Consider the following 12,087-nt stretch of genomic DNA (forward strand, 5'->3'; position numbering starts at 1 on the left):
GCAATACTTTACGCATGAGAATAGGCAGTTTCAGAGGTTTGCTCAGTACGCACCACAACCCGTCGCCGTCGATAACGCTTATCCAGCACTGCTAACATGCCTCCTAAAGCCATGATTAGCGCACCAAGCCATATACAACGAACAAAGGCTTTATAATGAATACGTACCGCCCAAGCGCCATCACCCAAAGGCTCACCCAGTGCTACATAGAGATCGCGTGTTAAGCCTGGATCAATGGCTGCTTCTGTCATCATTGAGCGCTGTACTTCATATCGACGTTTCTGAGGGTGCAAGGTTGTGACATAATCACCATTAGGGGTTGTAACCTTAATTTCTCCCTGATCCGCTTCAAAGTTGGGGCCTTTTACACGTTGAGTCCCCATAAAAGTAAACATCAACCCTGACAGCTGTAATCGATCACCGGGTGCCATGCGTAAATCACGCTCCTCACTATAAAAGCTGGTTAACACAACACCAAGAATACAAACCGCAAATCCAATGTGGCCCAAATGCATACCATAATAACTTAAGGTTAATTTCCGCAGTCCCTGCCAGGCTGATGTCTGATGCTTTAATTTACGGAATAAATCAGTCAATGCTGACAAGGCAATCCACAGAACGACTACCAGTCCAATCCACACGGGTAATAACCAACCTTGTGTATGCCAAACACTCAGGACCGAACCCAAAAGTAATGCCCCTAACAAAGCCCAACGTAAATAGCTAAACAATTGCAGCATTCGGCTTTGCTTCCAGTTAACCGTAATACCAATCCCTAAAAGCAGTGCGAGTGCAGCCATGAGCCAAGGAAAAAACTGGTTGAAATAAGGTGGGCCAACTGACAACTTGCTACCCGAAAGCGCCTCTGCCAGTAACGGATACAAAGTCCCTACAAGAATCAAGGCAGTGGCAATGGTTAACACAATATTATTCAGCAACAATAGTGTTTCTCTCGACCACAATGAGAATTGAGTACTACTTTGTACTGCAGGTGCACGAAGTGCGTATAACAGAAGAGAGCCACCCACTACGAGCAACAAAAAGACCAGAATAAATACGCCACGTTCTGGGTCCGTGGCAAATGCATGTACCGAGGTTAAAACGCCAGAACGAACTAAAAATGCACCTAAAAGGCTCAAAGAAAACGTTGCAATGGCAAGAAAAACGGTCCAGCTTTTAAATACGCCACGTTTTTCAGTCACCGCCAAAGAGTGGATCAGCGCAGTCCCCATCAGCCAGGGCATAAAAGAAGCATTTTCAACAGGGTCCCAAAACCACCAGCCACCCCAGCCAAGTTCGTAGTATGCCCACCAACTGCCCAGCGCAATACCTACTGTTAAAAAGCTCCAGGCGATTGTTGTCCAGGGACGAGACCAACGCGCCCAAGCAGCATCAAGGCGTCCACCTAACAATGCAGCAATGGCAAATGCAAAAACCACAGAAAATCCAACATACCCCATATACAACATGGGAGGATGAACAATCAGGCCAAAATCCTGTAATAATGGATTCAGATCGCGACCATCAATAGGTGCATGGGGTAATAAACGCTTAAATGGATTTGAGGTAAATAATAAAAAGGCTAAAAAACCAACACTACAAAACCCCAGAATACTTAACACCCTGGCAACTAAGTAGCGAGGTAAACTTTGGCTAAAAAAAGCGACAGCCAGAGTCCAACCAGCAGCCATCAAACACCACAGTAAAAAAGAACCTTCGTGAGCACCCCAAATTGCACTTATTTTATAAGGCAGGGGCAGTAGACTATTTGAGTTTTGAGCAACATAAGCCACTGAAAAGTCATCCGTTGCAAAACAGTAGCCTAAAGCAATAAATGCAACTAACAGGAAACAAAACTGCCCCACAGCCAGTGGCCTACCCATAGCCACCCACAGTTCCTGCTTAACCAGAGTACCCGTTAGTGGCACTATCGCCAGCACCAGCGAAAAACAAAAGGCAAGAATAACGGCAAAATGACCAATCTCAGCAATCATGATTTCTGGTCTCCACCCTTAGTTCGTTGCAGTTGCTGGAGAAGAAGAATAATCAGGGTGGCCTGCTTGCTTAAGTGCACCTTCTACTTCAGGAGGCATATAGTTCTCATCATGTTTAGCCAATACCTGATCAGCCATTAACTCACCTGACGCATTCAGTTTGCCAACCGCGATCACACCTTGTCCTTCTCTAAATAAGTCCGGCAATATACCCGTATAATGAACCTTAATAATTGCCTGCCCGTCAGTAATCGAAAATGTATTGGCTAAAGACTTAGTATCACGCTGGTGAGAACCTACAACCACGAGTCCACCACCACGAATCGTTTTATTAACAGGTGCTTTCCCCGCAGCTAACTCAATTGGTGAATAAAAGTAATTCATGTTTTCATCCAGCGCTAACAGTCCCAAAACAGCAGCCAGGCTTGATCCAAACACAATATACAACACAATCCTCAAGCGATTTTTTCTGACTGGGTTCATTGTTGCTGAGCCTCCCGTCTTAACTGGCGTAAGTAGCGCTGTTTAAATCTTTTTTGTTGTACAAGCGGTGCCCAAATATTGTAAATCATGACCACCGCTGCTATACCATAACAGCTCCACACATAAAGGCCATGCTTGCCCATTGCCCAAAAGTCGGCCCAGGATTCAAAATACATGATAAGTCTCCTTTAGCCCTGATCAGCGCTTATTGCTCATCAACGCTTTTACCCAACCTGTTTTATGCTCTCGGTGTAATATTTCTGCCCGTAACCTTAAAAGTAAAACCACGGTAAAAAAACAATAAAAACCGGCAAGACAAATAAAAAGTGGGTAGTACATTTCAGCCGGCATGGCTGGCTTTTCTGTCAACTTAATTGATGCTGTTTGGTGCAGCGTAAACCACCAATTAACGGAATATTTAATGATGGGAATATTGACCAGACCAACAAGCGCCAATACAGCAGAGGCACGGGCAGCTGTTTTCATACTATCAATGGAAGCCTGCAACGCCATAAATCCTAGGTACAAAAACAACAAAATCAGCATCGATGTCAATCTGGCATCCCATACCCACCAAGCTCCCCAAGTTGGCTTCCCCCATATGGCACCAGTGAGTAATGCCAATAACGTAAAAGAGGCACCAATGGGCGCACAACAGCTGGCTACCAACTCAGCCATCTTCATTCGCCAAATGAGTCCAATGCCACCCGCAATGGCCATTAGCACATAGGTTGCTTGCGCCAAAAAAGCGGCCGGTACATGAATATAAATTATGCGGTAACTGTTACCTTGAAACCGTTCTGCAGGAGCAAAGGCTAATCCCCACACCACACCTGTCACTAATAACACGATGGTGAGAATAACCAACCAGGGTAACCATCGACTGCTAATCTCATAAAACCATTTGGGTGACCCAAGCTTGTGAAACCACGTCCAATTCATTTATTTAAACTCTACACTTTTCCAGGCTTATCCCGAGGCGGTAATTCTTAATCCTGCCGCGATAGCAAATGGAGCCAACGTTAACCCCAATGTTAACAACACAGCCAGCCACAGTAACTGACCATCAGCGGGCAGTCCCTCACTAGCGGCAACAACAGCCCCTGTGCCTAACAACAGCACAGGAATATATAAGGGTAAAATAAGCAATGATAATAACATGCCCCCCCGCCGAATGCCGACTGTTAGTGCCGCACCTATAGCACCTAACAGACTCAGTAAAGGTGTTCCTAGTGCCAGACTGGCGATCAGTGTCATATAGGCTTGAGAGGGCAGAGATAGCATCAACGCAAGCATTGGCGCTAATAACAGTAAAGGTAATCCAGTCAAGAGCCAATGTGCACAAACTTTGGCAAGTACATGCATAAAGAGTGGCTGAGGCACAACCAGCAACAAATCTAATGCCCCATCTTCATAGTCACCCCGAAACAAGGAGTCCATAGCCAAAAGCGTGGCTAATAAGGCTGCAATCCATATTACGCCAGGGGCAAGCTTGGCTAAAAAGTCAGGGTCAGGAGAAATACCCAGTGGAAATAGAGTAACGACAATTAAAAAAAATAATGGCGGGTTAATCAGCTCAGCCTGTCGTCTAAAGCCAAGACGTAAATCACGGCATAGTGTTACCCAAGCAGCAGCACCAGAACTTACCACCATCGGCTTTATTGTTGAAGCAGGTGCATTAATTTCACTCACCATATTCAGCGATATCCAGTTTTTTAATGAAACCATCTGGCACATTCAGTTGGTGGTGTGTTGTTAATATGATAGTTCGACCTTGACTGGCCTGTTCTGCTAGCAACGCTTCAAGGTGTTGAACCCCCTTCTGGTCTATTGCCGTAAAAGGTTCATCTAAAATCCATAACGCCTGATGACTTAAGTACAGTTGGGCTAGTGCAACCCGTCGCTGCTGACCCGCAGATAAACTATAACAAGGAACATCTTCATAACCGTATAGGCCCACAGCAGCAAGCGCATGTTCTATTGCTTGCTCAGATAATGTCTGATACCAGCCTTGGAGCCAACGCAAATTCTCAATAGGCGTCAGAGGACCCTTAATACCTGGAGAATGCCCAATATACAACTGTTGCTGCCTGTACTCAGGTAATACATGTTGTATCAATTCACCTATAAATTTAATCTCACCTTCATAGTCTTCTGTAAGCGTAGCCAAAATACGCAGTAAAGAAGTTTTACCACTGCCATTGGCACCTGTTACTTGAAGAATCTCTCCAGCATTAAGCGTAAAACTCAGTCCATGAAATAACAGACGCTCATCACGCTCACATACTAACTGGTTGACGCTTAAAAACTCAGTCACAACAAGTTAACCATCTCAGCTAAAATTACCCTAGCGCAGGCTAAAGTACGCTTATCTCAATGTCTTCTATCCCCTCTTCACTGAACAAATGGCCATCTCATTCGACGAGATAGAAGACTTGATATGTTTTGATAGTCACTGTGCCTAAGCGATGTACAACACATAACGCGCAATGACGATGTCAATTGCACGCTATTATACCGATCTGATGTAGATTGCAAATATTTGACACATATTTACGCTTTATTTACGGATACAAGCAAAAAAATAACTGTTATTTTTACAGGAAAATTGATTATTTTATGCAGGATCAATGTTATATCCACAACGAATGGTTTATAAGGGCAGCCGTCTTATAGGGCTATAAAAATCATTTGTGGAGGGTATAGGTTCTGCAACCTAACCAAGTGCTTCTAGTGCTCAGTGAACTCACCCACTCACAACAGAGAGCTTGTTAATGCTCTCAGCTACTCCACTGAGCCTAAAAAACACAGGATCAACCATGTCATTTGCCAAGCCAGTTATTCGTATCATTGGTATTGTTCTGCTGTTACTCGCAGCTTTAATGCTAATGCCCATAGTCCTTCTAGCAGGAAGCCAGGACTGGAAGGTATTTGTAATGTGTTCAGCGATTACAGCAGGCTGTGGCGTTCTTGCGATAGGCGTGTGCCGAACACCCATTAGCCGCTTAAACCCAAACCAGCTCTTCCTGTTAACCGTCTTTAGCTGGATCGTAGTAAGTACCTTTGCTTCTTTACCACTGATTTTGGTGGAGCAAGGGTTAAATGTAACGGATGCTGTTTTTGAAACGATATCAGGTATTACAACAACAGGGTCTACCGTTATCTCAGGGTTAGATCATCTCCCACGTGACATTTTACTTTGGCGGTCCATTCTGCAGTGGCTTGGTGGAATTGGTATTATCGGTATGGCCGTAGCCATCTTACCATTCTTGCGTGTGGGTGGTATGCGGCTATTCCAAACAGAGTCGTCCGACTGGTCTGATAAAGCGCTACCCCAGTTTCGTGAAGTTGCAAAAACCATCGTACTCCTCTATCTAACCCTCACGGTCACCTGTGTTTTGTGTTATCGATTAGCGGGAATGGATTGGTTTAATGCCTTAAATCACTCAATGACGACGATCTCTACAGGTGGTTTCTCAACCTCCGATCAGTCTATGGGACAGTTTGCAACCCCAACCATTTTATGGATCAGTACATTGTTTATGGCATGTGCTGCTTTACCTTTTACCGTACTGGTAAGATTTTGGCATAGTCATGACTTTCGTTTGCTTAACGATCAACAAATAAAAGGCTTATTTCTCTCGTTTGCCGTTCCTTCAGTCATGCTAGCTGTTTTTTTAGCTCAGCAGACTGACACCAACTTTTTTCAGGCGATTACTGTTACGACGTTTAATGTCGTATCAATCATTACCACGACAGGTTATGCCTCAACGGACTATACCCTTTGGGGTGAGTTTCCAATTGCAATTTTCTTTATTATTACGTTTGTTGGTGGTTGTTCAGGCTCTACCAGTGGTGGAATAAAAATATTCCGCTTTCAAATTTCCTGGTGTTTGGTTCGAGAACAATTACGTAAGCTTGTCCACCCTTATGCGATTGTCAGTCGACGCTACAATAACCGTAAATTGAGTGATGACATTATTGCCTCAGCGGTAGCCTTTGCCTTTATCTTTTTCTTATCCCTGGCTGTATTTACTATTTTGCTGTGCTTATTGGGTGTTGATTTTCTGACCAGCCTGACAGGTGTTATCACCGCTCTGGCTAACGTTGGTCCAGGGTTAGGTGATACCATTGGTCCAGCAGGTAATTTTTCCAGCTTACCTGCAGGTGCTAAATGGCTATTAGCCATTGCGATGATTCTTGGACGCCTGGAGTTATTGAGTGTACTAGTGGTATTCTCACGCGATTTCTGGCGTCGTTAATAATGAATTTGTTTCCACCTCAGTGGCTTAACCACCCTTATTGGTTAGCACTAGCCACCCCCATTTTAGCCACACTGCTGGCGACAGTCGTGGCAAACTATTTGCCTATTGCGAACGTGTCACTTATCTACTTAACCGCGGTTTTACTCACGGCGCTTCACACCCATACCACACCTGCAATCTTGTGTGCGCTCATAAGCTTCCTGACGTATAACTTCTTTTTTATGAGTCCTCGCTTTACCTTAGAAATGATCCACCAGGAAGAAATACTAACTGTCAGTTTTTTTCTGTTTATAGCACTCGTCGTTGGCCGAATTGGCGGACGCCTTCGACAACAAATGTTGCTACTGCACAGCAATGATAAAATGTTGCATCACCAGCTCCAACTTGCCCAACACTTGTCGTCTTGTTTATCACAGCAAGCGGTTCTTGATACCTTATGTCAACATATTAATCAGGTGTTAAAAGTCAACTGCCAGCATTACCTAGCAGACCAAACACCAACACTGGAACCCGCTGCACAAACTGCTTTTCAGAGTGCCATTCAACATGCACAGCCCTGTGGTGCGGGTGCCTCTAGTTTTAGTCAAAGTCCCTATTTGTTTTTTCCCATACAAATAGATAGTGTCATTGCGGTACTCATGATATCAGCTAAAGCAGAAACATCGCCCTTTCCGCCAACCACTATTCTCATCCACACGTTTGTTCAACAAGCAGAGCAGGCGCTACGCCAGTGCACATTGATGAATAGTCTGCAGCAAGAAAAAATGAATAAAGAACGTGAGATGTTACGTTCTGCGTTACTGTCTTCTGTATCACATGACTTGCGTACTCCACTGGCAACCATGATTGGCTCGGTAAGTACGTTGCAAGCCTTTCACCAGCAACTCAGTGTCGATGACCAACAAGAACTCCTGACTGCCGTGCTAGAGGAAGCTAAACGGTTAAACCGATATGTTCAAAATTTATTGGATATGACCCGAATTGGACATGGTGAACTTAAGCTGGAAAGAGATTGGGTCACCATAGAAGATATCATTAATGTCACACTAAAACGTACCAAGCCCCTCTTACACCAGCAACAAATCCATGTTACAGGCATTCAACCAACCCCACTGCTTTATGTACACCCAGCCTTAATCGAACAAGCCCTCTTTAATGTGGTTGAAAATGCCATCAAATTCACTCCTGCCGGCGGAGCAATTGAACTGCAAACAGCCTTGCAAGAAAATACCTTACTGCTGCGTGTGATTGATGAAGGACCTGGAATTCCGAAGGATGAGCGAGAACAAATTTTCGATATGTTTTATACCGTGAGTAGAGGTGATCGTAAACCACATGGCACTGGTTTAGGGTTAGCAATTAGCCAAAGTATTCTTCGTGCTCATGGCGGCTTAATTGATGTCAGTGATCCTCCAGCCTCTCATAATGGTGCCACCTTAGTATTCCATATCCCACTCCCAACTCAACAGCCAACAGAGGAGCCTGTCGATGGCGCGGATTCTGATCATTGATGACGAGCCTCAGATACGCCGTTTTTTACGCATCAGTTTACAGTCTCAACAATATGAAATTATTGAGGCTGAAAATGGACAGCAAGGCATTAATCTAGCTGCAACAGAGCAACCTGATTTAATCGTACTTGATTTAGGATTGCCGGACATGGATGGGCAAATGGTCCTTCAGGAAATACGACAGTTTGCTCAACAGCCTATTTTGGTACTTTCTGTAAGAAACCAAGAGCATGAAAAAGTCATGGCCTTTGATCATGGTGGCAATGATTATGTAGAAAAGCCCTTTGGCATTAAAGAGTTTTTAGCCCGCGTAAGAAACCTGCTGCAATGTTTTGCTAATGTATCAACCCCCACTGTTGAACATCAGCAACAGGGTCTATACATCAATTTTGCCTCACGAAAAGTGCTGGTCAATGATCAACCCGTTCACTTATCTAAAAAAGAGTTTGCACTACTGCAAACACTCCTTAATCACCAAGGACGTCTAGTGACACAACAGTATTTACTCAAAGAGCTTTGGGGAGAGCATCATATACATGATACGCATTATTTACGTATTTTTATCGCGCGACTCAGGCAAAAGCTGCAAGATAACCCCATAGAGCCACGCTTTATTGAAACTGAGCCTGGAATTGGCTATCGCTTTATAGGAAAGGACTCAGACAGTGAACTGTCAGCTAACCGGTAAATCATGTGGATCAAATTGTTTGGTATGTTACTAACCTCAAGCCTCAAACAAAGAAACAATTTATTAATGCTTATCGTAGGTAAGTTATCTACCACTGATGATCATAGGTCAATAACTAATAATGCCTCTGACTCATCAGCCAACACGTTCCGGATAAATGGCTTAACCTGCTGATGCTCAGGGTGAGTCAAATACACATCACGCGCAGTCAAATTTTCAAACATCATATAAAAGCCATGAGTATAACCTTGGTGCTTACCCTCAGGACTGGTGTTTTTATTAAACATTACTTGCTGCAAACCAGGTATTTTCCCCACTAAACCCTGTAATGCCGCTTCAAGTTGCCGAAAGTCTTCTTCAGAAACAGTGGATTTGCATTTCAACAATACAATATGACAAACCATACAGCACCCTTATGATCACTTCATCTTATACTCATGCAATCACACCATACCACCCCAACCTTCCGTTATCATTGTTTTATTATCTTAATTGAGCATATTCGTGCTTTAACTGTTCAGCTTTACGACGCTCTGCGCGTGCTTTTTGCTTTAACAAATTTGCCCGTCGGTTATCAAAGCGTTGATAAACTGATATTTCTCGTGCTTGCTGTTCATATTCCCTGGCTTTACGCTCACATTCCGCTATCTGCTGCTTGAGTTTATTCATCCTGACGGTTAACTCTGTCATGTCAGCTGCCTATCCTTTTTTCGCAAATAGTTTGCTCTATGCCTATCTCCATGGCAGGTAACACTATGGTAAAAGCAATGACAAAAACACTATCAGGGTTAATACACTAACCCACCCCATCAACTGATTGCTCTACCACTAATTGCCGAATTAATAATAGAACCTGGCGAAACTGTTGCTTGCTAATTTCAATAGGTACATGTTTTTCACCCACACAGGTTAACATTAGCAGCCAGCTAAAACTTTTAGCTAGTGTCTGATCGTTAACCAATTGGCTAAACATGTTGTGTAAAAATGCCATTCGCTCTTGATCAACACTGTGCTGATGATGTGCTGCATAACTACAGTGTTGTGCCCAAGCACGTATTGCCATTTCCAAAACCAAAGCATCAATTCCCTGGAGTTGCGGTATAATTATTCCTACATCCCGACTACAGGCCACCCCCACTAATACTTCATCTAAACACGCCAAAGGCGACAGATGACGTTGTTGTAATTCCCGAATAGCACTGGTCGCGATATGTTCTCGCCAATAACCTAATAACTGTTCAGTAAAGTCATGGCGGCTCTTAAAATGATGGTAAAACGACCCTTTGGTAACCCCAAGCAATAATAACAAGTTATCAATGGTTAATTGACTATGTCCTTTGTTAACCAGAATACGAAACCCGGCGTAGAGCCAATCTTCATGAGTCGCTTTAGTCATACCTTATCTATCCACTCACCCAAAGATTTTACTATTATGCTGAACTCAGCAAGAATGATTGCATGAAAATAAAAACATACGTTATAGTATGGTAGAAAACCATGCATCATACGCTAATTTGGTAAAACTTAAACAGAGATCAGTTTTAAGATCATGCACGCTTATTAAGTATCGCTTCTCTTTAAGAGGCTATTTGTTCTTAGTCTATCAGCGCTCTGTAATGCTATCGCGAAGGACATATTGGCTTTGGGACATTTTTGAAATTAACCATACATTATGAGCTTTTTTCATCCGGCTAATGATTAGCCCAATTCGCTTTAGCACGATCTCCTGGTTAACCTCATCTATTGGAGAAAACTACTTTGCGAGAATACATCGCTAGAGCCGCCAACATTGAATTGATAACCTTACATTTTTTTACTGCACACAATGACAGACAAAAATCAACAATGAAGTACACCAACAATCACTTTATAATGGACAATTAACGCTAATCATTCACTCATAAAGCGTACATAACGTTACGTATAATAAAACCGTATACAACTTGGGTTATTAAACCCCATAAATTTAATATTATTTATAAATGGTATATGCCTGTTTTCAGGTCATTGAAGTCACTAACACTTAAGCAAGGAATTCTTCATGTTTAAACGCATGATGATTGTCATTATCATATTGTTAATTATATTTGGTGCTATTTTTGGCCTGAAATACCAGCAAATAACTGAAGGTATGGCAGCATTTGCTAACTATACACCACCTCCTGTGACTGTCTCTGCTGACAAAGCAAAGTCACAAAACTGGCAACCTTATTTAAACTCAATTGGTACGCTCACAGCCGTCAATGGTGTAGAGGTGAGTACTGAAGTGGGCGGTACAATTAAAGAAATATTATTTAAATCAGGGGAAGATGTTTCTCAAGGCCAGATCTTAATCAAAATTGATGATCAAGTTGAACAGGCCGATTTAAAACGTTTTGAAGCACAATTAAAACTGGCCAAAATTAATTACGAACGTGATCGGACGCTCCTAACAAAGCGGGCAATTCCTCAAACGACGTTTGATCGTAGTAAAGCAACGTTAGAAGAAGCGGTTGCCAGTGTAGAAAGTACGAAAGCAGTTATTGCAAAAAAAACAATTCGTGCACCCTTTAATGGAAAAATAGGTATTCGTATGGTCGACTTAGGAGAATATGTTTCTCCAGGAACGCCGATTGCTACCCTTCAGGACACTGACCCTTTATATGTTGACTTCAGTTTACCTGAACAGGACTTTCCTAAATTAGCAATTAATCAAACTGTTGAGTTTACAGTTGAAGCACATAATAAAGATGTCTTCCGAGGGAAATTAATTGCAATTAACTCAAAGGTTAATGAAGAAACTCGTAATCTATTAGTCCGTGCCAGTGTCAGTAATGAGCACGGCAAACTCTTACCAGGTATGTTTGCTAATTTACGTGTGTTATTACCTACGACCAAACCTGTCATCACAGTTCCGCTTACCGCTATTACCTATAGTTTGTATGGTGATTCAGTATTTTTAATTAAAGAGGATGGAAAAGCTGATGATGGTAACCCCTTACTGACCGTCACCCGCCATTATGTCAAAACGGGTGAAGAACGAAATGGTGAAGTGGCTATACTCAGTGGTCTGGAAACTGGAGCGCAGGTGGTCACCTCTGGACAATTAAAGCTCAATAATGGTACCCGCATCATTATCAATAATGATGTTGAGTTGTAGGCAGGAG

The 12,087-nt window shown here is 42.9% G+C and carries 13 protein-coding genes; 4 read left to right on the forward strand and 9 right to left on the reverse strand.

Going from position 1 to position 12,087, the window contains the following annotated elements:
* Positions 1–8 precede the first annotated feature (8 nt).
* The 6 genes from ACQ96U_RS13320 to ccmA are packed head-to-tail and all read right to left on the reverse strand — an operon-like array spanning position 9 to position 4,794.
* Positions 9–1,994 carry a heme lyase CcmF/NrfE family subunit gene (locus ACQ96U_RS13320; protein ID WP_431721748.1) on the reverse strand — a complete coding sequence of 662 codons (1,986 nt, stop codon included), beginning with the start codon at positions 1,992–1,994 and terminating at the stop codon, positions 9–11.
* 18 nt (positions 1,995–2,012) lie between these two features.
* On the reverse strand, positions 2,013–2,477 hold the full coding sequence (gene ccmE / locus ACQ96U_RS13325; RefSeq protein WP_431721749.1) for a cytochrome c maturation protein CcmE: 465 nt from the start codon (positions 2,475–2,477) through the stop codon (positions 2,013–2,015).
* The gene (gene ccmD, locus ACQ96U_RS13330; RefSeq protein ID WP_431721750.1) at positions 2,474–2,653 is read right to left on the reverse strand and encodes a heme exporter protein CcmD; all 180 of its coding nucleotides are present in this window, start codon (positions 2,651–2,653) and stop codon (positions 2,474–2,476) included. The genes ccmE and ccmD overlap by 4 nt, the downstream gene beginning before the upstream one ends.
* A 22-nt stretch (positions 2,654–2,675) precedes the next feature.
* Positions 2,676–3,419: a heme ABC transporter permease gene (locus ACQ96U_RS13335; protein WP_431721751.1), complete on the reverse strand. Its 744-nt coding sequence runs from the start codon at positions 3,417–3,419 to the stop codon at positions 2,676–2,678.
* A 27-nt stretch (positions 3,420–3,446) separates the two neighbouring features.
* Positions 3,447–4,130, reverse strand: coding sequence for a heme exporter protein CcmB (gene ccmB / locus ACQ96U_RS13340; protein WP_431721784.1), 684 nt, complete (start codon positions 4,128–4,130; stop codon positions 3,447–3,449).
* A 31-nt stretch (positions 4,131–4,161) separates the two neighbouring features.
* Entirely contained in the window at positions 4,162–4,794 is a 633-nt protein-coding gene (gene ccmA / locus ACQ96U_RS13345; protein WP_431721752.1) for a cytochrome c biogenesis heme-transporting ATPase CcmA, read from the reverse strand.
* A gap of 502 nt (positions 4,795–5,296) precedes the next feature.
* On the opposite strand from ccmA, the gene ACQ96U_RS13350 reads away from it, so the two are divergent.
* Genes ACQ96U_RS13350 through ACQ96U_RS13360 form a run of 3 tightly spaced genes read left to right on the forward strand, consistent with a single transcriptional unit; the run spans position 5,297 to position 8,941 of the window.
* A complete protein-coding gene (locus ACQ96U_RS13350; protein WP_431721753.1) occupies positions 5,297–6,739 on the forward strand; it encodes a TrkH family potassium uptake protein in 1,443 nt (480 codons plus the stop codon).
* Positions 6,652–8,253, forward strand: a complete 1,602-nt coding sequence (locus ACQ96U_RS13355; protein ID WP_431721754.1) for an ATP-binding protein — start codon at positions 6,652–6,654, stop codon at positions 8,251–8,253. The genes ACQ96U_RS13350 and ACQ96U_RS13355 overlap by 88 nt, the downstream gene beginning before the upstream one ends.
* Positions 8,231–8,941: a response regulator gene (locus tag ACQ96U_RS13360; RefSeq protein ID WP_431721755.1), complete on the forward strand. Its 711-nt coding sequence runs from the start codon at positions 8,231–8,233 to the stop codon at positions 8,939–8,941. The genes ACQ96U_RS13355 and ACQ96U_RS13360 overlap by 23 nt, the downstream gene beginning before the upstream one ends.
* Before the next feature lie 101 nt (positions 8,942–9,042).
* Here the strand turns inward: ACQ96U_RS13360 and ACQ96U_RS13365 are convergent, their stop codons facing one another.
* From ACQ96U_RS13365 to ACQ96U_RS13375, 3 genes are all read right to left on the reverse strand, one after another.
* Positions 9,043–9,345 carry a Dabb family protein gene (locus tag ACQ96U_RS13365; protein WP_431721756.1) on the reverse strand — a complete coding sequence of 101 codons (303 nt, stop codon included), beginning with the start codon at positions 9,343–9,345 and terminating at the stop codon, positions 9,043–9,045.
* 79 nt (positions 9,346–9,424) lie between these two features.
* A complete protein-coding gene (locus ACQ96U_RS13370; protein ID WP_431721757.1) occupies positions 9,425–9,631 on the reverse strand; it encodes a hypothetical protein in 207 nt (68 codons plus the stop codon).
* A gap of 106 nt (positions 9,632–9,737) precedes the next feature.
* Entirely contained in the window at positions 9,738–10,337 is a 600-nt protein-coding gene (locus ACQ96U_RS13375) for a TetR/AcrR family transcriptional regulator (RefSeq protein WP_431721758.1), read from the reverse strand.
* Positions 10,338–10,982: 645 nt separating this feature from the next.
* Between ACQ96U_RS13375 and ACQ96U_RS13380 the strand changes: the two genes are divergently transcribed.
* Positions 10,983–12,080 (forward strand): efflux RND transporter periplasmic adaptor subunit, encoded by a 1,098-nt coding sequence (locus ACQ96U_RS13380; RefSeq protein WP_431721759.1) that lies wholly within the window; start codon positions 10,983–10,985, stop codon positions 12,078–12,080.
* The last annotated feature ends 7 nt before the right edge of the window (positions 12,081–12,087 follow it).

The sequence above is a fragment of the Zooshikella sp. RANM57 genome (assembly GCF_050749885.1).
In the GTDB taxonomy this organism is placed as follows: Bacteria; Pseudomonadota; Gammaproteobacteria; order Pseudomonadales; family Zooshikellaceae; genus Zooshikella.

Excerpts from the sequence above, each read along its gene's own strand:
- ACQ96U_RS13350 (WP_431721753.1), top strand. The coding sequence starts at position 5,297 with ATGTCATTTGCCAAGCCAGTTATTCGTATCATTGGTATTGTTCTGCTG.
- ccmB (WP_431721784.1), bottom strand. The coding sequence starts at position 4,130 with ATGGTGGTAAGTTCTGGTGCTGCTGCTTGGGTAACACTATGCCGTGAT.
- ACQ96U_RS13370 (WP_431721757.1), bottom strand. The coding sequence starts at position 9,631 with ATGACAGAGTTAACCGTCAGGATGAATAAACTCAAGCAGCAGATAGCG.
- ccmE (WP_431721749.1), bottom strand. The coding sequence starts at position 2,477 with ATGAACCCAGTCAGAAAAAATCGCTTGAGGATTGTGTTGTATATTGTG.
- ACQ96U_RS13360 (WP_431721755.1), top strand. The coding sequence starts at position 8,231 with ATGGCGCGGATTCTGATCATTGATGACGAGCCTCAGATACGCCGTTTT.
- ACQ96U_RS13375 (WP_431721758.1), bottom strand. The coding sequence starts at position 10,337 with ATGACTAAAGCGACTCATGAAGATTGGCTCTACGCCGGGTTTCGTATT.
- ACQ96U_RS13355 (WP_431721754.1), top strand. The coding sequence starts at position 6,652 with ATGGCTATTAGCCATTGCGATGATTCTTGGACGCCTGGAGTTATTGAG.
- ACQ96U_RS13380 (WP_431721759.1), top strand. The coding sequence starts at position 10,983 with ATGTTTAAACGCATGATGATTGTCATTATCATATTGTTAATTATATTT.
- ACQ96U_RS13335 (WP_431721751.1), bottom strand. The coding sequence starts at position 3,419 with ATGAATTGGACGTGGTTTCACAAGCTTGGGTCACCCAAATGGTTTTAT.
- ACQ96U_RS13365 (WP_431721756.1), bottom strand. The coding sequence starts at position 9,345 with ATGGTTTGTCATATTGTATTGTTGAAATGCAAATCCACTGTTTCTGAA.
- ACQ96U_RS13320 (WP_431721748.1), bottom strand. The coding sequence starts at position 1,994 with ATGATTGCTGAGATTGGTCATTTTGCCGTTATTCTTGCCTTTTGTTTT.
- ccmD (WP_431721750.1), bottom strand. The coding sequence starts at position 2,653 with ATGTATTTTGAATCCTGGGCCGACTTTTGGGCAATGGGCAAGCATGGC.